This window comes from Pseudomonas alcaligenes (assembly GCF_014490745.1).
Lineage (GTDB): Bacteria > Pseudomonadota > Gammaproteobacteria > Pseudomonadales > Pseudomonadaceae > Aquipseudomonas > Aquipseudomonas alcaligenes_C.
Window position 1 is genome coordinate 204389 of the sequence record NZ_LZEU01000001.1, and the last position, 22673, is coordinate 227061.

19 protein-coding genes are annotated in these 22673 nt (G+C 66.2%); 3 read left to right on the plus strand and 16 right to left on the minus strand.

The window, feature by feature from the left end; translation table 11 throughout:
- Positions 1–45: 45 nt before the first annotated feature.
- The 3 genes from A9179_RS00935 to A9179_RS00945 all read right to left on the minus strand — a co-directional run bounded on the left by A9179_RS00935 (position 46) and on the right by A9179_RS00945 (position 4864).
- A complete protein-coding gene (locus A9179_RS00935; protein ID WP_187803990.1) occupies positions 46–1413 on the minus strand; it encodes a DUF1329 domain-containing protein in 1368 nt (455 codons plus the stop codon).
- Positions 1414–1438: 25 nt separating this feature from the next.
- Positions 1439–3268 carry a DUF1302 domain-containing protein gene (locus A9179_RS00940; protein WP_187803991.1) on the minus strand — a complete coding sequence of 610 codons (1830 nt, stop codon included), beginning with the start codon at positions 3266–3268 and terminating at the stop codon, positions 1439–1441.
- A gap of 231 nt (positions 3269–3499) precedes the next feature.
- The gene (locus A9179_RS00945) at positions 3500–4864 is read right to left on the minus strand and encodes a spinster family MFS transporter (RefSeq protein WP_187803992.1); all 1365 of its coding nucleotides are present in this window, start codon (positions 4862–4864) and stop codon (positions 3500–3502) included.
- 204 nt (positions 4865–5068) lie between these two features.
- Here A9179_RS00945 and A9179_RS00950 point away from each other — a divergent pair, with 204 nt between their 5' ends.
- A complete protein-coding gene (locus A9179_RS00950) occupies positions 5069–6595 on the plus strand; it encodes a GntR family transcriptional regulator (RefSeq protein ID WP_187803993.1) in 1527 nt (508 codons plus the stop codon).
- On the opposite strand, the gene A9179_RS00955 is transcribed toward A9179_RS00950, so the two are convergent.
- Together A9179_RS00955 and A9179_RS00960 are read right to left on the minus strand one after the other, a co-directional pair.
- Entirely contained in the window at positions 6592–7815 is a 1224-nt protein-coding gene (locus A9179_RS00955) for a CaiB/BaiF CoA transferase family protein (protein ID WP_187803994.1), read from the minus strand. The two genes, A9179_RS00950 and A9179_RS00955, sit on opposite strands and share 4 nt — an antisense overlap.
- 65 nt (positions 7816–7880) lie before the next feature.
- Positions 7881–9062 carry an acyl-CoA dehydrogenase gene (locus A9179_RS00960; RefSeq protein ID WP_187803995.1) on the minus strand — a complete coding sequence of 394 codons (1182 nt, stop codon included), beginning with the start codon at positions 9060–9062 and terminating at the stop codon, positions 7881–7883.
- A 186-nt stretch (positions 9063–9248) separates the two neighbouring features.
- On the opposite strand from A9179_RS00960, the gene A9179_RS00965 reads away from it, so the two are divergent.
- On the plus strand, positions 9249–10154 hold the full coding sequence (locus A9179_RS00965; protein WP_187803996.1) for a LysR family transcriptional regulator: 906 nt from the start codon (positions 9249–9251) through the stop codon (positions 10152–10154).
- Between the two features lie 46 nt (positions 10155–10200).
- Here A9179_RS00965 and A9179_RS00970 read toward each other — a convergent pair whose 3' ends face one another.
- From A9179_RS00970 to A9179_RS01005, 8 genes are all read right to left on the minus strand, one after another.
- Entirely contained in the window at positions 10201–10965 is a 765-nt protein-coding gene (locus tag A9179_RS00970) for a hypothetical protein (RefSeq protein WP_187803997.1), read from the minus strand.
- 262 nt (positions 10966–11227) lie between these two features.
- The gene (locus tag A9179_RS00975; protein ID WP_187803998.1) at positions 11228–12217 is read right to left on the minus strand and encodes a sulfate/molybdate ABC transporter ATP-binding protein; all 990 of its coding nucleotides are present in this window, start codon (positions 12215–12217) and stop codon (positions 11228–11230) included.
- Positions 12218–12222: 5 nt separating this feature from the next.
- Positions 12223–13095, minus strand: a complete 873-nt coding sequence (cysW, locus tag A9179_RS00980; protein WP_187803999.1) for a sulfate ABC transporter permease subunit CysW — start codon at positions 13093–13095, stop codon at positions 12223–12225.
- A gap of 10 nt (positions 13096–13105) precedes the next feature.
- A complete protein-coding gene (gene cysT / locus A9179_RS00985; protein ID WP_187804000.1) occupies positions 13106–13924 on the minus strand; it encodes a sulfate ABC transporter permease subunit CysT in 819 nt (272 codons plus the stop codon).
- A 287-nt stretch (positions 13925–14211) separates the two neighbouring features.
- Positions 14212–15210: a sulfate ABC transporter substrate-binding protein gene (locus A9179_RS00990; protein ID WP_187804001.1), complete on the minus strand. Its 999-nt coding sequence runs from the start codon at positions 15208–15210 to the stop codon at positions 14212–14214.
- A 172-nt stretch (positions 15211–15382) separates the two neighbouring features.
- Positions 15383–15565, minus strand: a complete 183-nt coding sequence (gene oscA, locus A9179_RS00995) for a sulfur starvation response protein OscA (RefSeq protein ID WP_187804002.1) — start codon at positions 15563–15565, stop codon at positions 15383–15385.
- A 288-nt stretch (positions 15566–15853) separates the two neighbouring features.
- Entirely contained in the window at positions 15854–16066 is a 213-nt protein-coding gene (locus A9179_RS01000; protein WP_187804003.1) for a hypothetical protein, read from the minus strand.
- 90 nt (positions 16067–16156) lie between these two features.
- A complete protein-coding gene (locus tag A9179_RS01005; protein ID WP_187804004.1) occupies positions 16157–17119 on the minus strand; it encodes a LysR family transcriptional regulator in 963 nt (320 codons plus the stop codon).
- Positions 17120–17411: 292 nt separating this feature from the next.
- Here A9179_RS01005 and A9179_RS01010 point away from each other — a divergent pair, with 292 nt between their 5' ends.
- Positions 17412–18380, plus strand: coding sequence for a GGDEF domain-containing protein (locus A9179_RS01010; RefSeq protein WP_187804005.1), 969 nt, complete (start codon positions 17412–17414; stop codon positions 18378–18380).
- 49 nt (positions 18381–18429) lie between these two features.
- Here the strand turns inward: A9179_RS01010 and A9179_RS01015 are convergent, their stop codons facing one another.
- The 3 genes from A9179_RS01015 to A9179_RS01025 are packed head-to-tail and all read right to left on the minus strand — an operon-like array spanning position 18430 to position 22525.
- A complete protein-coding gene (locus A9179_RS01015; RefSeq protein WP_187804006.1) occupies positions 18430–20040 on the minus strand; it encodes an arylsulfatase in 1611 nt (536 codons plus the stop codon).
- Between the two features lie 53 nt (positions 20041–20093).
- A complete protein-coding gene (locus A9179_RS01020) occupies positions 20094–20942 on the minus strand; it encodes an ABC transporter ATP-binding protein (protein ID WP_187804007.1) in 849 nt (282 codons plus the stop codon).
- The gene (locus A9179_RS01025; RefSeq protein WP_187804008.1) at positions 20939–22525 is read right to left on the minus strand and encodes an ABC transporter permease; all 1587 of its coding nucleotides are present in this window, start codon (positions 22523–22525) and stop codon (positions 20939–20941) included. The genes A9179_RS01020 and A9179_RS01025 overlap by 4 nt, the downstream gene beginning before the upstream one ends.
- Positions 22526–22673 lie beyond the last annotated feature (148 nt).

The window sequence follows — 22673 nt, forward strand, 5'->3', positions numbered from 1 at the left end:
GACCGCAAGGGTCGCCTCAAGTTAGGAGCAGCGTTGTGTGGCGGTCTAGCGGACGCCGGCGTTGCGCAGGGCTGCCGGGGTGAAGTCGGCCATCGAGCTCTTGATGTCGAACTGCACGAAGCTCTTCTCTTCGTTGCTCATGCCGACGGTGATGTAGCGCCCGGCGATGATGTCGTACAGCCCTTCGAAGGCATAGGCCGGCACCTTGCGCGAGTAGTACGGCATCATCTTCGCCTCACCCACGCGCCACAGCTGGCCACGGCCGTCGTAGAGGTCGGAGAGGGTGATGGTCCAGGAGTCCTCGTCGACATAGAAGCGGCGCTTGGCGTAGATGTTGCGCTCGCCGGCCTTCAGCGTGGCTTCCACCACCCACACCCGGTGCAGCTCGTAGCGCGCCAGATCCTGGTTGGTATGGCCGGCCTTGAGGATGTCGCTGTACTTCACGCTCGGCGAGGCGATGCGGTAGTTGTTGTAGGGGATGTACAGCTCCTTCTTGCCCACCAGCTTCCAGTCGTAGCGATCCGGCGCGCCGTTGAACATGTCGAAGTTGTCCGAGGTGCGCAGACCGTCGGCGGCGGTACCCGGGCCGTCGTAGGCCACCTGCGGGGCGCGGCGCACGCGGCGCTGACCGGCGTTGTAGATCCACGCCATGCGCGGCTCGGCGATCTGATCCAGCGAGTCGTGCACCAGCAGCACGTTACCGGCCAGGCGCGACGGGGCAGTGACGCGCTGCTTGAAGAACAGCAGGGCGTTGGCTGCCTTGGCCGGGGCGATGTCGCTCATGCCATCCGGGAAGGACACTTCGTCCTGGAAGTTGACCGCGCTGTAGGTGCCGTTGGTCTGCGGCGAAGCCTGGATGTACTGACGACGGATGTTGCCGCCGCGGTAGCGGGTGATGTGGTTCCACACCACTTCCAGGCCGTTCTGCGGGATCGGGAAGGCGTAGTAGCGGCTGTCGGTGAAGTCCTTCAGGCCGTTGCCACCTTCCATCAGCGTGGTCTTGGCCGCGCTGACCTTGATCCGCGCCTCGATGTCCGGCGGCAGGTTGGCCGTACGATGGGTGACGAACACCGGCATCTTGTAGGTTTCCGGATAGCGCTTGAACAGCGCGATCTGGCCCTCGGACAGCTTGTCCTTGTACTGGTCGAGGTTCTGCGCGGTGATGGTGAACTGTGGCTGCTCGTTGGGGAACGGGTCGCCGAGGAAGCCGTTGGCGTCGACCGCCGCGGCGTTGGTCGGCAAGCCGCCGTCCCAGGCCGGGATAGTGCCGGCGGCGTTGCCGGCCTTTTCCGCGCCGATCGGCGTCAGGCTGCTGCCGAGCTTGGCCACTTCGTCCGCCGACACCGCCGCCAGCACGCTGCTGGCGAGCAGGGACAGGGTGAGCGCCGTGATCAGTTTGCTTGTTGTTTTCATAGACTGATTCTCTGTGGAGCCGGAATTAGAAGTTCACGCCAACGCTGAGCGCGACGAAGTCGCGATCGGTCAGGGTGTTGTAGTCGCCATCGAAGAAGTTGGTGTAGCTGAGGCTGGCGGTGTAGGTGTTCAGGTACTCGGCATCCACGCCAATACTGGCTGCCTTGGCGCCTTCGTTGAACACCGGGCCGTAGCCGTCCACATCGTGGGAGAAGGCGACGTTGGGCTTGAGGTTGACCCCGGCGAACACGTCGTTGTAGTCCCAGATGGCGCGGGCGCGGTAACCCCAGGAGGTGTTGGTGTAGAAGCCGTGGGTGCCGTAGTCCGCCAGCGCATCGGTGTTCGACACGTCGGTGCCGTGCGGCGAGCCATAGATCGAGTCGCGGCCGTAGGCCACTTCGTCGCGGTGCTCCAGGCCACCGATGGCTGTCACGCCGACTTCACCGACCAGGGTCAGACGCTCGGCGCCCATGACCTGATCGAAGAAGTGGGTGAGGGTGGTCTGTGCCTGGGTCACTTCCTTGCGGTTGTAGCCCTTGCTGACCATGCCGGCGGTGTCCAGGGCGCCGGCGAAACCGCCGTTGGTTAGGCCGGCGACCACGGTGTTGGCCAGTTTGGCGGTCATGTCGGTGCCGTTGATGTTCAGCGGCATGTTCGGCCGGTAGCTGATCTCACCCGACCAAGCGGTGCCGGTGGGCAGCGTGGTGGAGAAGCTCAGGCCGTACAGGCGGATATCTTCCGGGTAGGTCAGGGCATAGCTGCCGCGACCCAGCAGGATCGGTTTGGCCAGCGCGCCGCCCAGGGTGGTCAGAGCGGCGGTGATGTCCGCCTCGTTGGCATTGGTGAACACCGCGCTCGGCGTGCGGCTGTGGTAGTTCATGAAGTAGGCGGCGTACTCGGTCTCGTCGCCCAGCCAGCGCAGGGCGGTACCCCACTGGCCGGAGTCGCGGGCGTCGTGGTCGCCACCGCGCGGCACGATCAGGCCTTCGTCGGTGATGTTCACGCCGCTCAGAGCACTGCTGGCTGCCGCGCCGAAGGCGCCCGACTTGGCAGCTTGGATCGAGGCGATCGAGCTGGGGCCGAGGATGGTGTAGTTGGTGTCGCAACCATCGGCGATGACATCGGCGCTGGAGAAGAAGGTGCCGCAGTTGTCGGCGACGGTCTGATCCCATTCCAGCTGGTAGAAGGCTTCGGCCGACAGCTGATCGGTGATCGACTGCGACATGTAGAACATGTTGACCGGGATCAGGCCTTCCTTGATCTCGGCACCCGGACGGCGGAATGCCGCGGCGTCGATCGGGTTGATCGAGTTGATGCTGTTGCCGATGAAGGTGCTCTCACCCCAGCTCACCACCTGTTTGCCCAGGCGTACGCTGCCCGGCAGTTCGGCGATTTGGTAGTTGTGGTAGACGAAGGCGTCGAGGATCTGCGCGCCGGAGGCCTGGGCGGCTTCCTTGCGGTTGTGGTCGTCGATGTCCTTGAACAGGCGGCTCTCGTCCTTCAGTTCGAAGTCGTACCAGTACTTGCCGCGAATGAATACGCCGGTATCGCCGTATTTCAGTTCGAGGTCGTGAATGCCCTTGAAGATCTTCGAGAAGGTCTCGCCGCGCTTGAAGTTCAGGCGCCCGTCGTCACCGGTCTGGGTGTAGCCGGTGCCACCGTTGGCGGCGCCGATCAGATCCTTGTCCGGCTTGGCGGTGGACCAGCTGGAGCCGATCGAAAGCGACGAGTCGAGCTGACCCTCGATTTCCCCGATGGTGAAGTTGACGGCGTAGGCCGGAGCGGCACTGCCGAGGGCGATTGCAAAGGCGAGGGCGTGTGGCTGGAAGATTCCGGGCCGTGTTGTTTTTGTCATGCGGCTCTCCGTGGATGGGGGTGGAACTGTGCAGAACCCTACGCAGGGGATGACAGGCGGATAAGCGCACCAAGGGAGGATTTGTCCTGTAGCTCGAAAGTATGAAAGGCCTTGCCGGGGCTGGATCGTCGCAGGCATCAACACCGGGCTGAATGCGCCTCCATCAGCGCCGTTATGGCTGATGCAAAAAGCCCCGCAGAGCGGGGCTTGAGTAGGCAGGGAGGGTGGCGGTCAGGCGCTTTTCAGCTGCCCCGCGGGGGCTTCTTCGCGGGTTTCCGGGGCCCACTGCTGGAGCAGCTGGCGGCTGGCCCGGTAAGGCTTGAGCCCGGCCCAGAGCAGGACGATGGCGGCCAGCACCGCGCTGGCGGTGACGATCAGCAGCGAGTAGCGCAGCGCCTGGTCGTCGGCGAACACGAAGTCGGTGACCAGGGCCACGCAGGTCGGGCCGAGGCCGAGGCCGAACAGGGTGACCACGAACAGGTAGATGGCCGAAGCCTGGCCGCGCATCGAGTTGGGCATGATCTCCTGGATCGCCGCCGGCGCCACGCCGAACGGCATGCTCAGGAAAAAGATGGTCGGCGCCATCAGCACGCTGGCGGCCACGGCGCTGTCCATCAGCGGGAAGGCCAGCACGCAGGGCAGGGCGCCGAGCGCCGCATAGAGGCCGACGCGCAGGTTGGCGTCGGTCTGCCCGCGGCGGGCCAGCCAGTCGGCCAGGCGCCCGCCGCAGACGATGCCGATGCAGCCGAACAGCGCCACCAGGCTGCCGTAGACGATGCCCACCTGGCCGGCATCCCAGCCGTAGGTGCGGATGTAGAAGCTGGGAATCCAGGCGCCGCTGCCGTAGCCGGCCAGGGACAGGCCGGCGAAGCCGAAGTTGTGGCACAGCACGGTGCGCCGGTTGCGGCGGATATAGCGGCCGACTTCGCTCAGCGGCACCGTCACCCCGGCGCCGATGCCGCGCCGCGTTGGTTCGCGCACGGCCAGCATGAGTAGGCTGAACAGCACCCCGGCGGCGCCGAGGATCAGGAAGATCAGCTGCCATGGGCGTACTTCGCCGACTATTGGCAAGTGCAGGTCGCCCTGGGCCGAGGCGAAGGTGATCACCAGGCCGCCGAGCAGGAAGGCCAGGCCGGAGCCCAGGTACACCCCCATCGAGTAGACGCTGATGGCGGTGGCGCGGCGCTCGGCCGGGAAGCTGTCGGCGATCAGCGAATAGGCGGCCGGCGACAGGGCCGCCTCGCCGACACCGACGCCGATCCGGCACAGCAGGAACTGCCAGTACAGGCGGGCCATGCCACAGGCGGCGGTGGCCGCGCTCCAGAACAGCACGCCGATGGCGATCAGGCCGCGGCGGCTCCTGGTATCGGCCAGGCGTCCGAGGGGGATGCCGCAGACGGTGTAGAACAGGGCGAAGGACAGGCCCATCAGCAGGCTCATCTGGGTGTCGCTGATGACCAGGTCGCGGCGGATCGGGCCGACCAGCAGGTTGAGGATCTGCCGGTCGATGAAGGACAGCACGTAGGCCACCATCAGGATCACCACGGTGGTCCAGGCGGACAGGCTGGAGGGGTAGCCGTTGTTCTTGTTAGTCACGGGCAGGCTCCACAAGGTGGTTTGGGAGCTGGCAGCTTAGGTCGATATCAGTCCGGCTTAGTATCGCGCCGAGGTGTTATCAGTGTGCTGAATCTGCGCGCTGGCCTGCGGCGAATAAGCGCTGCCAGGGTGTGCGGCACAGCAGAGTCAGTGGTGGGCAAAACCGGTTAAAGTGAAGCCTTCTCCAAGGATCAGGCGGGCAACATGCCGATTTATGTCGCAACGGGGACGCCGCGGCCGGAATCTACCGCAACGGCGGCGGCGAGCCCGGCCGGCAGCCGCCAGGCCAAGCTGGCCGAGCGGGTGGCGGCGGCCATCCAGCAGGACATTGCCGCCCTCGGCTGGCCGCTGGGGGCGCTGTTCGGCACCGAGGCGCAGCTGTTGCAGCGCTATGCCGTCAGCCGCGCCACCCTGCGCGAGGCGATCCGTCAGCTGGAGCGTCATGGCGTGGCCAGCATGCGCCGCGGCAGCAACGGCGGGCTGGTGGTGCAACAGCAGGCCGGCGATGCGGCGGTGCTGGCGCTGGCCACCTACCTGGAGCTGACCGACGTCAGCTATGGCGAAGTCTATGAGGCCCGCGAGCTGATCGAGTGCCAGGTCGCCGAACTGGCCGCCGAGCGCCTGCAGGATGGCGACATCGCCCCGGCGCGGGTGCTGATCCGGCGTTTGCAGGCGCCGCCCGATGCCGACTTCGCCTGCGAACTGCAGCTGCACGTGGCGATCCGCGAGTTCGTCTGCCGGGTGGCCGACAACCCGGCGCTGGCGCTGCTGCTGGAGGCGCTGTGCTACGTCACCATCAACAGCCGTACCCTGCAGCGCCACGAGACCCGGCAGCAGATGCAGGCGGTGTTCGACGACTACCGGCGCTTCAAGCTGCGCCTGCTGCAGGCGGTGGTCGCCGGCGACGGGCATGCCGCCCAGGAAAGCGTGCGCGAGCAGCTGGCCTTCAGTCGGCGCCTGATCGAACGCCTGCGCGGCAGCCTGTGCCGCGGCCCGAGCAGCGATGTCAGCAGTCTGGAGGCGGTGCCGGTGGTGGCTATCCGCAAGCTCTACGACAAGAGCGCGCACCGCCTGGCCGTGGTGATTGCCCGCGGTATCGCGGCGGCCGGCCTGCGTGCCGGTGCGCGCCTCGGCGCCGAGCCCGAGCTGCAGGCGCTGCACGGGGTTAGCCGGGCGGTGCTGCGCGAGGCGGTACGTGTGCTCGAGCTGCATGCGATCCTGCGCAGCCGCCGCGGCCAGCAGGGCGGGCTGATCGTGCAGACGCCGGATCCCAGCTACACCATCGGCCTGTCCATCGCTTACCTGCGCCACAGCGGCATGCCGCGCCAGCCCTGCTTCCGCGTGTGGCGTTCGCTGCTGCTGGCGGCGGCCAGCCTGGCGGCCGCGCGCCTGGATGACGCCGGGCGGGCTAGCCTGCTGGCGCTGTGCGAGCGTCTGCGCGGTGGTGGTGCGGTGGATTGCCTGGTGGCGGGCAGCGAACTCGACCGGGCGATTGCCGAACTCAGCGGCAATCGGGCCCTGGCCCTGCTGGTGCATGTACTCGGGCCCCTGGCCGACAGCTATCCGCAGCAGTTGTCCGCCGGCGCCATGCAGCAGCTGGGCGGCTTGCGCCTGGCGCTGGCCGAGGCCCTGCTCGAACAGCATGCCAGCCTGGCGCGGCGCGCCATGCTGCGTTACATGCAGTTCCTCGAAGATCGTCTGGCTGCTGGCGAGTTGCTGCTGGCGACCTAGACCACGCCGGCGCTGCGCAGGCTGGCGATGGCCGCGCTGTCCAGGCCGAGCAGGCGTTGCAGGATCGCCTCGCTGTGCTCGCCGAGCAGCGGCGGCGCCAGGCGGTAGTCCACCGGGGTGGCGGACAGGCGCAGCGGGCTGGCCACCTGTGGGGTGACGCTGCCCAGGCCGTTGGCCAGCTCCACCCGCAGGCCGCGGGCCTGCACCTGCGGATCGGCGAACACCTGGGCCAGGTCGTTGATCGGCCCGCAGGGCACGCCGGCCTCCTCGAGCAGCGCCACCCATTCGGCGGTGGTCTTGAACACCGTGGCCTGGCGCAGCAGCGGGATCAGTTCGGCGCGGTGGGCGACCCGCGCCTTGTTGCTGGAAAAGCGCGAGTCGTCGGCCAAAGCCGGAAGGCCGGCGACCTCGCAAAACTTGCGGAACTGCCCGTCGTTGCCCACGGCGAGGATGAAATCGCCATCGGCGGTGGGGAAGTCCTGATAGGGAACAATGTTCGGGTGGGCGTTGCCCAGGCGCTTGGGCGCGCTGCCGGTGGCCAGGTAGTTCATCGCCTGGTTGGCCAGGCAGGCCACCTGCACGTCGAGCAGGGCGACGTCGATGTACTGGCCCAGGCCGCTCTGCTCGCGGGCGTTCAGCGCGGCCAGCACGCCGACCGTGGCGTACAGCCCGGTGAGGATATCGGTGAGGGCCACGCCGACCTTCATGGGGCCGGCGCCTTCCTCGCCATCGGGCTTGCCGGTCAGGCTCATCAGTCCGCCGAGGCCCTGGATCATGAAATCGTAACCTGCCCGCTTGGCGTAGGGCCCGTTCTGCCCGAAGCCGGTGATGGAGCAGTAGATCAGTCGCGGGTTGACCGCTTTCAGCGAGTCATAGTCGAGGCCGTAGGCCTTGAGGCCGCCGACCTTGAAGTTCTCCAGCACCACGTCGCACTGCGCGGCCAGTTCACGCACCAGGCGCTGGCCCTCGGGCTGGGTGAAGTCGAGGGTCAGCGACTGTTTGTTGCGATTGGCGCACTGGAAGTAGGCCGCCTCGCGGCTGTCGTTGCCGGCGGCGTCCTTGATGTAGGGCGGGCCCCAGTGGCGGGTGTCGTCGCCGGTACCCGGGCGCTCGACCTTGATCACCTCGGCGCCGAGGTCGGCGAGAATCTGCCCGGCCCAGGGGCCGGCGAGCACGCGGGACAGGTCAAGGACACGGATATGCGACAGGGCGCCAGGCATGGGAACCTCACGGGCAGGCGAATGGGTTAGGCAGCCCCCTCTCCCGGCGGAGAGGGGAGCAGGGGTCAGAAGAACGCCTGGATGCCGGTCTGCGCGCGGCCGAGGATCAGCGCGTGCACGTCATGGGTACCTTCGTAGGTGTTGACCACTTCCAGGTTGACCAGGTGCCGGGCCACGCCGAATTCGTCGCTGATGCCGTTGCCGCCGAGCATGTCGCGGGCCATGCGCGCGATGTCCAGGGCCTTGCCGCAGCTGTTGCGCTTCATGATCGAGGTGATTTCCACCGCGGCGGTGCCTTCGTCCTTCATCCGCCCCAGGCGCAGGCAGCCTTGCAGGGCCAGGGTGATCTCGGTCTGCATGTCGGCCAGCTTCTTCTGGATCAGCTGGTTGGCGGCCAGCGGGCGGCCGAACTGCTGGCGATCCAGGGTGTATTGGCGGGCGGTGTGCCAGCAGGCCTCGGCGGCGCCCAGGGCACCCCAGCTGATGCCGTAGCGGGCGGAGTTGAGGCAGGTGAACGGGCCGCGCAGGCCACGTACGTCAGGGAAGGCGTTCTCTTCCGGGCAGAACACGTTGTCCATCACGATCTCGCCGGTGATCGAGGCGCGCAGGCCGACCTTGCCGTGGATCGCCGGGGTGCTCAGGCCCTGCCAGCCTTTTTCCAGGACGAAGCCACGGATCTCGCCGGCATCGTCCTTGGCCCAGACCACGAACACGTCGGCGATCGGGCTGTTGGTGATCCACATCTTGGCGCCGGTCAGGCGGTAGCCGCCGTCGACCTTCTTGGCGCGGGTGATCATCGAGCCCGGGTCGGAGCCGTGGTTCGGCTCGGTCAGGCCGAAGCAGCCGATGTATTCGCCGGACGCCAGTTTAGGCAGGTATTTCTGCTTGGTGGCTTCGTTGCCGAACTCAAAGATCGGCACCATCACCAGGGACGACTGCACGCTCATCATCGAACGGTAGCCGGAGTCGATGCGCTCCACTTCGCGGGCGATCAGGCCGTAGCACACGTAGTTCAGGCCGCTGCCGCCGTAGACTTCGGGAATGGTCGCGCCGAGCAGGCCGGTTTCGCCCATCTCGCGGAAGATCTTCGGGTCGGTCTGCTCATGGCGGAAGGCTTCCAGCACGCGCGGGGCCAGCTTGTCGGCGGCGAACTGCTCGGCGCTGTCGCGCACCATGCGTTCTTCTTCGGTCAGTTGCTGATCCAGCAGGAGCGGGTCGATCCAGTTGAAGCTTGCCTTGGCGGCCATGGTGGAGTCCTCGAAGCGGGCAGTGAAGGCCGGCGGCGCCTGTGGGCCTGGCCGGTCGATGGACAAAGACTAGGCCCGCCGGGCGCCTTGGGCAAACGAGGATTTCGCACGCTGTTGTGCGATTTACTCACTCCGAGATAGCCTGATAAGGCATTTTTATCTTCAGCAAGTGAGGTCATGGCATAGATGCGCCGCAAGATCCCCAGCACCGCTGCCCTGGTGGCCTTCGAGTCGGCCGCCCGCCACCAGAGCTTCACCAAGGCCGCCGACGAGCTGGCACTGACCCAGAGTGCGGTGTGCCGGCAGATCGCCGGGCTGGAGGAGTTCCTCGGCATCGAGCTGTTCCGTCGCTCGCGGCGCGGGGTGAAGCTGACCGAAGCGGGCCTGGCCTACAGCCGCAAGGTGGCGGCGCAGCTGGATGCAGTGGAGCGCGACACCCTGGCCACCATGGGCCGCCAGGGCGCGGTGGCCATCGAGCTGGCGGTGGTGCCGACCTTCGCCACCCAATGGCTGGTGCCACGGCTCAAGGCCTTCCAGCAGCTGCATCCAGAAGTGACGGTGCACCTGACCAACCGCACCCGGCCGTTCCTGTTCGCCGATACCGCCTTCGATGCCGCCATCTACTTCGGCGACGGCGAGTGGTCGGGCACCGAGGCCCATGTGCTGATGCCCGAAGAACCCGTGCCGGTATGCAGCCCGGAGCTGCTGGGTGGGCGGGTACAGTTCGCCGCCAGCGAGCTGGCCGAGCTGCCGCTGCTGCAGCAGAGCACCCGGCCCTATGCCTGGCGCCAGTGGTTCGCGGGCCAGGGCCTGAGCGTGCCGCACGACCTGGGCGGGCCGCGCTACGAGCTGTTCTCTATGCTGGCTCAGGCCGCCGCCCACGGCATGGGCGTGGCGCTGATTCCACCCTTTCTGATCCAGGACGAGCTGGCCGCGGGGCGCCTGGTGCCGGCCCACCCGGCGGTGCTGCACAGCAGCGACAAGGCCTATTACCTGATGATTCCCGAGCGCAAGGCCGAGTCCGCTGCGCTGCGTGCCTTCCGTGACTGGCTGCTGGCGGCGGCGCGCGACTACCGCGCGCAGCAGGCATGAAAAAGCCGGGCCATGGCCCGGCTGCTAATGTCTGCGCAGGTGGGGCTTACGGGGTGCCGGCCAACTGGTTGATGGAGATCCACTGATCGGTCAGCGAGCGCGCGTGGCGATCCACGGTGGTCGGCGCGAAGGCGCGGCCGGAGGCGCTGGCCAGGGCATTGCTGCCGCTGTTCATGTCCATCAGCGCGGCGCGCAGGAAGTTCCAGCGGGTCTTGACCTTGGCATTGCCCGGGTTGTTCTTGTCGTCCAGGGCGGCCATTTCCTGATCGATCTCCGGCACCAGCACGCGCTCGTCCTGGCCCAGGTAGTTGTCCGGCTGCTCGCGGGCGATTTCGAAGGTACCGATGTAGGAGCGGCTCAGGTACTGCACGGCGAGGTATTCGACCTTGGCCGGCAGCTCGCCTTCGGCGGTGGCACCGGGTACGGCGCGGGTGACGGTGAGCAGGGCACGCAGCGAATCAGCCAGCTCCTGCGGATAGCGCCAGGGCATGTTGTCTTCTTTGGGGCCAAAGGAAACACCCAGGCGTAACTGGGTAACAAGTTTGGTGGTCAGGCCGGGAATTTCCGAACTGCTGCTCATGGCCGTCTGGGCGGCGCTCTCCAGGTTGGCGATGTCCTTCTCCAGACGAGCCAGGTGGGCTTCCTGGAAACCTTCGCCGCGCAGCAACAGCAGGCTGCTGGTGGCTCGGCAGGCATACACCTGGACTTGCTCGGCGGCCGTCATGGGGGCCGAGAAAGCATGTGCCGAAAGGCTTGAGAAAAGCCCGATCAGGAGGATAAAAAACAGACGAAACAAAGGGTTACGGTTCATGCCGTGGTGCTCCTTATTATTCTTGTGAACCGCGGGATCTTTGACACTGGACAGCGTGCCACGCAGTTCCAACAGCCTACTGCGCTTGTCATAGCAAAGGATGAGCCAAAAGAGTGATTTGCGTCGCAATGTTGGCGATCAATAGTTGTCGCTCAATAGCATGTGCTACGCCGGTTTTTCTCCGCAGATCGCGACAACTGCTCCGGATAAACACAAAGCCCCGGCACGGGGCCGGGGCTTTTCAGGAGCGGGCGAGGGCGGCTTACAGGGCGCTGTGGGCCTGCCAGACCTTGGGCTTGAAGTAGAGGGTCTCGCCACGTGCCAGGCCGGTCAGGCTGTCGTGATCCTTGACCACTTCGGCCTCGATCAGCTCGTCCTGGCCGGCGACCTTGAGAGTCACCCGGGTGATCGCGCCGAGCGGGCGGATATCGCGCACTTCCGCGCTCTGGTGCTCGGCTACCGCCTCGCGTGACAGCGACACTTCGTGCGGGCGGAACAGCAGGTGCTGGTTGTCGCCGATATGCAGGCGGTTGGAGTCGCCGAGGAAGTGGTAGACGAAGTCGCTGGCCGGGCTCTCGTAGACCTCGCCCGGCGCGCCGATCTGCTCGATCACGCCCTTGTTCATCACCACGATGCGGTCGGCCACTTCCATGGCTTCTTCCTGGTCGTGGGTGACGAACACGCTGGTCAGATGCACTTCCTCGTGCAGGCGCGCCAGCCAGCGGCGCAGCTCCTTGCGCACCTTGGCGTCGAGGGCGCCGAAAGGTTCGTCGAGCAGCAGCACCTTGGGCTTCACCGCCAGGGCACGGGCCAGGGCGATGCGCTGGCGCTGGCCGCCGGAGAGTTGCTCCGGGTAGCGGTCGGCCAGCCAGTCGAGCTGCACCATGCCGAGCAACTCGTGTACCTGCTTGGCGATTTCCGCTTCGCTGGGGCGCTCGTGCTTGGCCTTCATGCGCAGGCCGAAGGCGACGTTGTCGAACACTGTCATATGACGGAACAGCGCGTAGTGCTGGAACACGAAGCCGACGTTGCGATCGCGCACGTCGTGCTGCGACACGTCTTCGCCGTGGAACACGATATTGCCGGTGTCCGGAGTCTCCAGGCCGGCGATGATGCGCAGCAGGCTGGTCTTGCCGCAGCCGGACGGGCCGAGCAGGGCCACCAGCTCGCCGCTGTTAATGTCCAGATTGATGTCGTTGAGCGCACGGAAGGCGCCGAAATTCTTGGTGACGTTGCGGATTTCGATCGACATGAAACTTACTCCTCGTCGTCTGCGGATTTCAGACGGGACAGACGCGCTTCGCTCCACTGCTTGAGCAGCAGGATGATCAGGGCCAGGGCCAGCAGCATGCTGGCCACGCTGAACGCGGCGACGTGGTTGTATTCGTTGTAGAGAATCTCGACGTGCAGCGGCAGGGTGTTGGTGAAGCCGCGGATATGCCCGGACACCACCGATACCGCGCCGAACTCGCCCATGGCCCGCGCGGCGCACAGCACCACGCCGTAGATCAGGCCCCATTTGATGTTGGGCAGGGTCACGTGCCAGAACATCTGCCAGCCGTTGGCGCCAAGCAGGCGCGCGGCTTCCTCTTCCTGGGTGCCCTGTTCCTGCATCAGCGGGATCAGCTCGCGGGCGACGAAGGGCACGGTGACGAACACGGTCGCCAGGACGATGCCCGGCAGGGCGAAGATGATCTGGATGTCATGCTCCTGCAGCCACTTGCCGAAGAAGCCCTGGGCGCCGAACAGCAGCACGTAGATCAGACCGGCGATCACCGGCGAGACCGAGAACGGCAGGTCGATCAGGGTCACCAGCAGGCTCTTGCCGGTGAACTCGTACTTGCTCACGCACCAGGCGGCGGCCACGCCGAACACCAGGTTGAGCGGCACCGAGATGCCCACGGCGAGCAGGGTCAGCTTCAGCGCGGACAGCGCGTCCGGCTCGATCAGGGCGCTGAAGAAGGTGCCCAGGCCGAGCTTGAGCGCCTCGTGCAGCACCACCAACAGCGGCAGCAGCAGGAAGATCGCGAAGGCCAGCCAGGCCGTGACTATCAGGGCGATGCGCCCGGCACGGTTGCCGCGGCGGGCAGCGTTGGCCGCGGCGGCGGCCGACAGGGTTGTCGAAGTCATGGCGGCCTCCTTACGGGCGTTCGATGCGGCGCTGCAGCAGGTTGATCAGCAGCAGCAGGATGAAGGAGACCACCAGCATCAGCACGCCGATGGTGGTGGCGCCGTGGTAGTCGTACTGGTCGAGCTTGACCATGATCAGCAGCGGCAGGATCTCGGTCTTCATCGGCATATTGCCGGCGATGAAGATTACCGAGCCGTACTCGCCGACGCCGCGGGCGAAGGCCAGGGCGAAGCCGGTCAGCCAGGCGGGCAGCAGGGCCGGCACCAGGATATGGCGGAACACCTGGAAGGGCTTGGCACCCAGGCAGGCGGCGGCCTCTTCGACTTCGCGCGGGATGTCGGCCAGTACCGGCTGGATGGTGCGCACCACGAAGGGCAGGGTGACGAAGGTCAGCGCCAGGGTGATACCCAGCGGGGTGTAGGCGATCTTGAAGCCGAGCCAGGCGGCGATCTGCCCGACCAGGCCGGCCGGGGCGTACAGCGCGGTGAGGGCAATACCGGCAACGGCGGTCGGCAGGGCGAACGGCAGGTCGATCATAGCGTCGATCAGCTTGCGTCCGGGGAAGTTGTAACGCACCAGCACCCAGGCCAGCAGGGTGCCGATCAGCCCATTGAGAATGGCGGCGTAGAGTGCGGTGGAGAAACTCAGTTTGAGTGCGGCGACGACGCGAGGTGCGCTGACGATGGCCCAGATCTGTTCCCAGCTGAGCTGGGCGGCGTGGACGAACATGGCACCCAGGGGAATCAGCACCAACAGGCTGAGGTACACCAGGGTGTAGCCCAGCGTCAGCCCGAAGCCGGGTATGACGGGGGAAATGCGGCGTGACATTGTCTGTCCCTTATTCCGTTGTGGAGCGCCGTAGAGCGGAATACACCCGCGTGAGCCGGTGTTGCGGTTAGAACCTGTTCACGATCTTCTGTCCGTCGGCCATACCGCGTCAAAAACAGGCTCGGAATGCTCATTTACAGCTCGTAAACTCCGCTTCCTCGCCGGTTTTTTCCTTGTCTGGCTCTAGTCCAAAAGGTCGTGAGCAGGTTCCTCGCCCGCGATTGTTCCGCCCTACACACCAAAAAGCCACAGGTCGAGGGTATCGGCCTGTGGCTGCTTTCAGTCGCTTACTGCGCCTGGTAGATCTTGTCGAAGATGCCGCCGTCATTGAAGAACTTCGGTTGGGCTTCTTTCCAGCCGTTGAAGTCCTTGTCGATGGTGACCAGCTTCAGCTGCGGGAACTGCTTGGCGTACTCGGCCGCGACCTTGGCGTCACGCGGACGGTAGAAGTTCTTCGCGGCGATGCGCTGGCCTTCTTCGCTGTACAGGTACTGCAGGTAGGCAGTGGCCACTTCGCGGGTGCCTTTCTTGTCGACGTTCTTGTCGACTACGGCCACCGGCGGCTCGGCGAGGATGGACAGGCTCGGGGCAACGATTTCGAACTGGTCGCCGCCTTGCTCTTTCAGGGCCAGGAAGGCTTCGTTTTCCCAGGCCAGCAGCACATCGCCGATCTGGTTGTTGACGAAGGTGATGGTCGAGCCGCGGGCGCCGGTGTCCAGTACCGGTACGTGCTGGTACAGCTCTTTCACGTATTCCTGAGCCTTGGCATCGCTACCGTAGGTCTGCTTGGCCCAGGCCCAGGCGGCCAGGAAGTTCCAGCGCGCACCGCCGGAGGTTTTCGGGTTCGGGGTGATGACTTCCACGCCCTTCTTGGTCAGGTCGCCCCAGTCCTTGATGCCTTTCGGGTTGCCCTTGCGTACCAGGAACACGATGGTCGAGGTGTACGGGGTGCTGGACTGCGGCAGGCGGGTCTGCCAGTCCTCGGGGATCAGCTTGCCGATCTTGTTCAGCTCGTCGATATCACCGGCCAGGGCCAGGGTCACCACGTCGGCCTTGAGGCCGTCGATCACGGCGCGAGCCTGTTTGCCCGAGCCACCGTGGGATTGCTGGACGGTGATGGCTTCGTGGCCTTCGGCCTGCCAGTGCTTGTTGAAGGCGGCGTTGTATTCCTGGTACAGCTCGCGGGTCGGGTCGTAGGACACGTTGAGCAGTTCGGTGGCAGCGAAGGCCGGGCTGGCGATCAGGGCGCTGGCCAGGGCGGCCAGGGCGAAATTGCGAATGGACATGGTGTAGCTCCTAGAAATATTCGGTCTTGTTCAGGTTGGTGCGTTGGCTGTCGGGGCCTTGCGCTCAGCTACACATTCGTTGGCGGCGTGTGGGCATGCTCGTGGCCTTCTTCGTGCTCGGGTTCATGGTTCACCTCCTCCGGTTGTCCAGTCGGCTTGCGTGGCGCGCCGATCAGGCGTGCTTGCTGTTCTGGGCCTGCAGGCGGAATTTTTCCTTGCGCTCGATCTGCACGATCTGGGCGTTGTGCACGGTGATCTCCACCGAACCGAAGCGCAGGTTCTGCAGGGCTACCTGGATTTCACGCAGGATGCCGGCTTCGTCCTGGCCTTCGACGCTTCTGAGGGTTGCGCTCATGACTCTGCTCCTTGGATGGGGCCCCTGCGATTGGGTGGGTGGCGGGGCGTGGAGCAGATAGTAAGGAGAGAAGTTTTATTCTTAAAAATACTATTTAAGAATTTTAATATTCTTTTTGGTTATTTTTGATGGCGGCCGGCCATTGCCATGCGCATTGCACGCGGGGCCGTGGGGGGAATTTGGCGGATTGCCGGGCAAAAAAAGGCCGTTCGGGGGGGCGAGCGGCCAATACAAGACGTCAGCAAAGGAGCAGTCGGACGTCAGGAGGGAAGGGCGAGAGCAGAGTGATCAGCTGTCGCGGGCAGTTTCGTCCTGACCGGCCTGAGCCTGTTTGGCTTCGGCGGCGTCGGCTTTGGCGGTCTGCTCGGCGGCCTGGTGCTGGCGGGCCTGCAGGGCAGCCTGGAAGTCGCTCATCGACTGGCTGGTTTCAGCCAGGCTGAGCTGAGAGAAAAACAGGGGAAAAGCAGCGAAAATGGCAGTAAGAAGCAGGTTAACGCGCATATCTTGATCCTCCACGGGACTCTTTCGAACTCGGGAGCCATGGTAGGGAGAGGCGCGTGGGGGAAAAACCGCCGTTTCGGCGATTTACCGTTACCTATTGGGTAATAATTTGCTGGCGTCGGCCCAGTGAGTCGGGTCGTCGACTATCGCTTCGTCCTGGGCGAACAGCGGCGGCAGCTCGGCCTTGAGGAACTCCACCCAGCTCTTGATCTTGGCATCGAGGAAGCGCCGCGACGGGTATACCGCGTAGATGTTGCGCTCGCGCAGGCGGTACTGCGGGAGGATGCGCAGCAGGCTGCCGTCGCGTAGCGGCGGCGCGGCGACGAACGACGGCAGCAGGCAGAAGCCCATGCCGGCCTGGGCCACGCGGATCAGCGACTCGGCGATATTGACCTGGAAGCTCTCCTGCGGCAGGGCGTCATAGTCGCCGTTCTCGTCGCTGAGCAGCCAGGTGTCCGGGTAGAGCAGGTCGAGCAGGCGCAGGTAGCTGTGCTGCTGCAGATCCGCCGGGGTCTGCGGCACGCCGCGCTGGCGCAGGTAGTCGGCGGCGGCGCAGACCACGCTGTACATGGGGCCGAGCAGTTGGGCAACCATCTGCGAGTCGGGCAGTTCGCGGGCAAAGGCGATCACCACGTCGTAACCGTCTTCGATCACGTCGGGATCGCGCTGCGACAGGGTCAGTTCGACCACCACCTCGGGGTAGCGCTCGTGGAAACGTGCGATCAGTGGGGTCAGGTGTTGCAGGCCGAGGCCGATCATGCAGTGCACGCGCAGGCGGCCGCTGGGCTTGAGATGCGCGCCGCGGGCCTCGGCGGCGGCCTCGTCGACCTCGCCGAGAATCTGTCGGCAGCGCTGCAGGTAGCGCTCGCCCACCTCGGTCAGCGCCAGGCGCCGGGTGGTGCGGTGCAGCAGGCGGGCTTCGAGCTGCTGTTCCAGTTCGGAGACCAGCCGCGACACCTGGGCGGTGGACAGATCCAGGGCCTGGGCGGCGGCGGTGAAGCTGCCGCTGTCGATGACCCGGACGAACACGCGCATGCTGTGCAGGGTGTCCATTGTTGCTTCCTGTGTAAGGCAAATTCTCGATGGCCAGAGTATCCCAGCGCGGCGAAAAAGACATTGTCCCTAGGCGCTATTGACGTTTCGACCCGTGCGCCAGTGTCGCGTGCCGATCCTGAGCATGTTCGTCGGCCGGCGGTGATACCGCGGCGGGCTGCCAGGGTTCCTCGGCTTCTGACCGTTTGGTTATTTTTCAGCCATCCGTCACATCGGTCATGGCTGCCCATCGCCAGCCCGCTGCTGGCCGCTTAAGCTCGGACTAGACAGTTTCACCGAGAAGGTTGGGGCCATGGGCGACGACAGCCGCGAGCCTAGCGAGATCGAACAGCTGACCCTGGCGCTGCTGCACAGCCGTGGCGAGGTGGAGCGCCTGCGCGAGCGCGAGCAGCTGGTCAGCAACCTGCTGGGCAGCGTCAACGTGGTGCTGTGGGCGTTCGACTGGGGGCAGCAGCAGGTGGTCTACGTCAGTCCGGCCTACGAGACGGTGTTCGGCCGCTCGGCGGCGCTGCTGATGGCCAGCTACGACGAATGGCGCAACAGCATCTACCCGGACGACATGGAGTTCGCCGCGCAGAGCCTGGCCTCGGTGATCGATCTGGGGGCGGTGGAGCAGCGTGAGTACCGCATCATCCGCGGCGACGGGCAGATCCGCTGGCTCAGCGACAAGTGCTTCGTCAGCCCGCGCGGCGGCTCTGGCGGCACGCCGCTGGTGGTTGGCATCGCCGAGGACATCACCGAGAAGAAGGAGCTGCAGGGCGAGCTGCACCGCCTGGCCACCACCGACGTGCTGACCGGGGTGAACAACCGCCGGCACTTCTTCGAACAGGCCACGGCGCTGTTCGACGAGGCGTGCAGCAGTGGCCGGCCGCTGGCGTTCATGCTGCTCGACATCGACGACTTCAAGAAGATCAACGACAACTACGGCCACCAGCTCGGCGATCGTGTGCTGCAGCGCGTGGCCCACTGCGGCGCCTACGTGCTGCGCCGCGATGACCTGTTCGGGCGCATCGGCGGCGAGGAGTTCGCCGGTGTGTTCCCCGGCTGCGACCTGCAGCAGGCGCTGCAGGTGGCCGAACGGCTGCAGCGCGAGGTGCAGCGCCTGCAGTTCAGCGTCGAGGATGCCAGCTTCGGCGTGACCATCAGCCAGGGCCTGACCAGCCTGCGTCCCGGTGACGACCTCGACGACCTCTATGCCCGCGCCGACGCGGCCATGTACCGCGCCAAGCAGCAGGGCAAGAACTGCATCGTGCTGGACTGAGAAGAGGAGCACCGTCATTCCCGCCTGTGCGGGAATGACGAGGTGAGGATTACAGCTGGAACGGCGAGGCGGCCAGCACCACACCGGTTTCCTCGGCGTAGTCGTCCCAGTGCTCGATCAGCGCAGCCAGTTTTTCCGGCTCGTTCCTGGCCAGGTCGGTGGTCTCGCCGGGATCCTGGCTCAGGTCGTACAGCTGCCAGCTGGCCGGACCCAGCGGTTTGGGGATGTACACCGCCTTCCACTGGCCCTTGCGCACGCCGCGCATGCCGAACAGTTCCCAGCCGGTCACCGTGTCTTCGTCGTGCACTTCGCTGGTCTCGCCGCTGAGGTAGCCGAGCCAGGACTTGCCGCGCAGCGCCGCCACCTCGCGGCCGTTCCAGCGGGTGCCGGGGTGGCGTACGCCGGCCAGGTCGAGAATGGTCGGGGTGACGTCCATCACCGTGCTGAAGGCGCCACTGATCTGCCCGCCCTGGCGGGCGAATTCCGGGTAGCGGATCAGCGCCGGCACGCGGATGCCGCCCTGGGTGGTGAAGGCCTTGAACAGCTTGGACGGCGCGGTAGCTGCCTGCGCCCAGCGCGGGCCGTACCAGACGTAGGAGTTGGCGTTGCCGATGTTGTCCAGGCTGTTGTCGTAGTGCGTATCGAGGAAGCTCTGCAGGTTCGGGCCGAACTTGGGGAAGGCTTCCAGCAGCGCGCCCTCGGCACCGTTGTCGGAGATGAACAGGACGAAGGTGTTGTCCAGCTGGCCCTGCTGGCGCAGGTAGTCGACCACCCGGCCGATGTTCCAGTCCATGCGCTCGACCATGGCCGCGTACACCTCCATGGTGCGCGCCGAGATCGCGCGTTTCTCCGGAGTCAGCTTGTCCCATTCCTGGGGCAGCGCGATCACCGGGTGGGCCTGCACGTCCTCGGCCACCAGGCCGAGCTGCTTGAGCCGTTGCAGGCGTTCCTGGCGCAGCGCCTCGGGGCCGGCGTCGTAGCGGCCCTTGTACTTGGCCACCACTTCCTGCGGCGCCTGCAGCGGCCAGTGCGGCGCGGAGAACGGCAGGTAGGCGAAGAACGGCCGGCTCTGGTCGCGCTCCTTGAGGTACTGGATCAGCTTGTCGCCGAAGGCGTCGGAGGAATAGAAACCCTCGGGCAACTGGTCGACGAACTGGTCGTCCTCGATGTACAGCGCCGGCGTCGACTTCAGCACGCCTGGGGTGTTCTCGTCGTAGGGCGGCTCGAAGCCGTAGTGGTTGGCGGCGCCGGGCAGCAGCGAGAAGGAGCGCTCGAAACCGCGCGCATGGGGCGCCAGCTCGGGCTTGAGGCCCAGGTGCCACTTGCCGGCCATCAGCGTCTGGTAACCGGCCTCGCGCAGCAGCTCGGGCAGGGCCACCACGCGCTCGTTGAGGTAGCCCTCGTAGCCGGGTTGGCCGATCTGCTCGGGGGCGATGGCCTCGGCCATGGCGCCGATGCCGGCGATATGGTGGTCAGTGCCGGTGAGCAGCATCGAGCGGGTCGGCGAGCAGGTCGGCGCCACGTGGAAGTCGGTCAGGCGCAGGCCGTTGAGGGCCAGGGCGTCGAGGTTGGGCGTGGCGATCTCGCCACCGAAGGCGCCGAGATCGGAGAAGCCGAGGTCGTCGGCGACGATCAGCAGGAAGTTGGGACGCTTGCTCATGCGAGTCTCACGAAACTAGGGTGGTTCGCCGGCAGGGCCGGCGGGCGGAAAAGTCAGTAGGCGATGGAGGCCAGCGGCAGGTCTTCGACCCGCGGCGGCGGGGCGCGGTAGTCGCCGTCGCCGGTCAGCTCGAACAACAGGTCCTCGCGCAGCTGGTGGAAGTCGTAGCTGCTGCGGTTGCGCGGGTGTGGCAGGTCGACCTCGACGATGCGCTTGATCCGCCCCGGGCGCGGTGCCATCACCACCACGCGGTCGGCGAGGAAGATCGCCTCCTCGACATCGTGGGTGACCAGCAGGCTGGTGATGCCGGCGCGCTTGCGGATGGCCAGCAGCTCGTCCTGCATCTGCTGGCGGGTCAGCGCGTCGAGGGCGCCGAAGGGTTCGTCGAGCAGCAGGATGCGTGGGCTGGCCACCAGGCCGCGGGCGATGGCCACGCGTTGGGCCATGCCGCCGGAGAGCTGGTGCGGGTAGGCCCGCTGGAAGCCATCCAGGCCGACCAGCTGGATGAATTCCTCGACCCGGCGGAAGCGTTCGGCCTGGGTCAGGTCTTCGTTGACCAGGCCGAGGTTGATGTTCTGCTCCACGGTCAGCCAGGGGAACAGGCGGTGCTCCTGGAACACGATGCCGCGCTCGCTGCCGATACCGGCGATGGCCTTGCCGGCGACCTCGATGCGGCCGTCGAACTGGCGATCCAGGCCGACCAGCAGACGCAGCAGGGTCGACTTGCCGCAGCCGCTGGAGCCGAGGATGGCGATGGACTCGCCCTCGCGGATATCCAGGCTGAATTCGCGGATCGCCTCCAGCTCGGCGAAGTGCTTGCTCACTGCGCTGAAACGCACGAGCGGCGGCGCCGGCGGCAGGCCAAGGAGGATGCGGGGGTCATGCAGGGTCAGGCTGTTCATGCGGTTCTCCAGCGCGTGGCGCGCGCTTCGATCAGTTGTCCGAGGCTGTTGAGCAGGGCGCCGGTGATGCCGATCAGCAGCATCCCGGCCATCACCTGATCCATGCGAAACAGTTGCTGTGCGCCGATCATCAGGCTGGCGATGCCGCCGTCCGAGGGCATGAAGTACTCGGCGCCGATGGTGCCCAGCCAGGCGAAGATCAGCGCCAGGCGCAGGCCGGCGAATAGCGCCGGGGCGATGCCCGGCAGCACCAGGCGCAGCAGGCGCTGGCGGCGGTCGAGGCGCAGCACGCGGGCGGCCTCGTCGAGTTGTGGCGAGAGGGCGGCGATGCCGCGCTGGCTGGCGATCAGCAGCGGAAAGAAGGTGGCCAGGCCGACGAACACCAGCTTGGCCAGTTCACCCAGGCCGAACCAGGCAGTGAGCAGCGGCACCCAGGCGAAGATGGCGACCTGACGCAGCGCCGACAGGGTCGGGCCGAGCAGCCGTTCGGCCGGGCGCCACAGGCCGAGCAGCACGCCGAGCAGCAGGCCCAGGCTGCCGCCCAGCAGCAGGCCGGCGACGGCGCGGCCCAGGCTGAGCAGCAGGCCTTTGGCCAGACTGCCGTCGGCCAGGCCCTGCCAGGTGGCCTGCAGCACCGCCAGCGGACTGACGAGGATCTGTGCGTCGACCCAGTCGGCACTGCAGGTCAGTTGCCACAGGGCAGTCAGTGCCAGTGGCAGGTACCAGGCCTGCAGGCGCTGCCAGCCGCGCCCGGAAGGTACGCGGCGGAATTCGGCGGCCGGCGGGTGCGGCCAGTACAGCAGGCGGCCGTCGAGCCACTGGATGCCGCGATCCAGTACCACGCCGAACAGGCCGATGATCAGGATGCAGACGAACACTATGTCGAGCATGAACAGCTGGCGACCCCAGACCATCAGGTAGCCGAGGCCTTCGCTGGAGGCCAGCAGTTCCACCGCCAGCAGCGAGGCCCAGCCAGTGGCCAGGGCCAGGCGCAGGCCGGCCATGAATGAGGGCAGCGCGGCGGGGATGGTCAGCCGCCACAGGCGCAGGTGCAGCGGCAGGCGCAGCACGGCGGCGGCCTCGCGCAGGCGCGGCTGGGCGTCGCGCACGCCGACCAGGGTATGGATGGTCACCGGCACTATGATGGCCTTGATCAGCACCACCAGCTTGAGCGCCTCGCCGATGCCGAACAGCAGCATGAACAGCGGGATCCAGGCCAGGGTGGGAATCTGCGTGAGAGCGGCGAAGCTCGGGTAGACCAGGCGTTCGGCGCGCGGGCTGGCCCCCAGCAGGCTGCCCAGCAGCACGCCGCTGGCGACCCCGCCGAGCAGGCCCCAGGCCAGGCGCTGCAGGCTGATCGCCAGGTGCTGCCAGAGCTCGCCGCGGCCCAGCTCCAGCAGGGTCTGCCAGACCAGCGCCGGTGCCGGCAGTACCTGTTCGCTCATCCACTGGTAGTGACTGGCGCCCTGCCAGAGCAGTAGCAGGGTAAGCGGCAGCAGCCAGGGCAGCAGATGGCCGGCTCCGCGCCGCCAGTGCCAGGCGGGCAGGGAATAGGGCAGGGCAAGGGCGGGGCTGTGGCTCATGTCAGTGGCCCCCTTGTGAATCGCTATAAGCAGATGGTGTAAAAGGCATATAAAAACTCTCATCAATTCTTTTGAGCGATAAGAGAGGCCATTTAAAGGAGCTCGGCGAGAGCTCGGCCAATGCCTTTGCCGAATATTTTTTATGCCT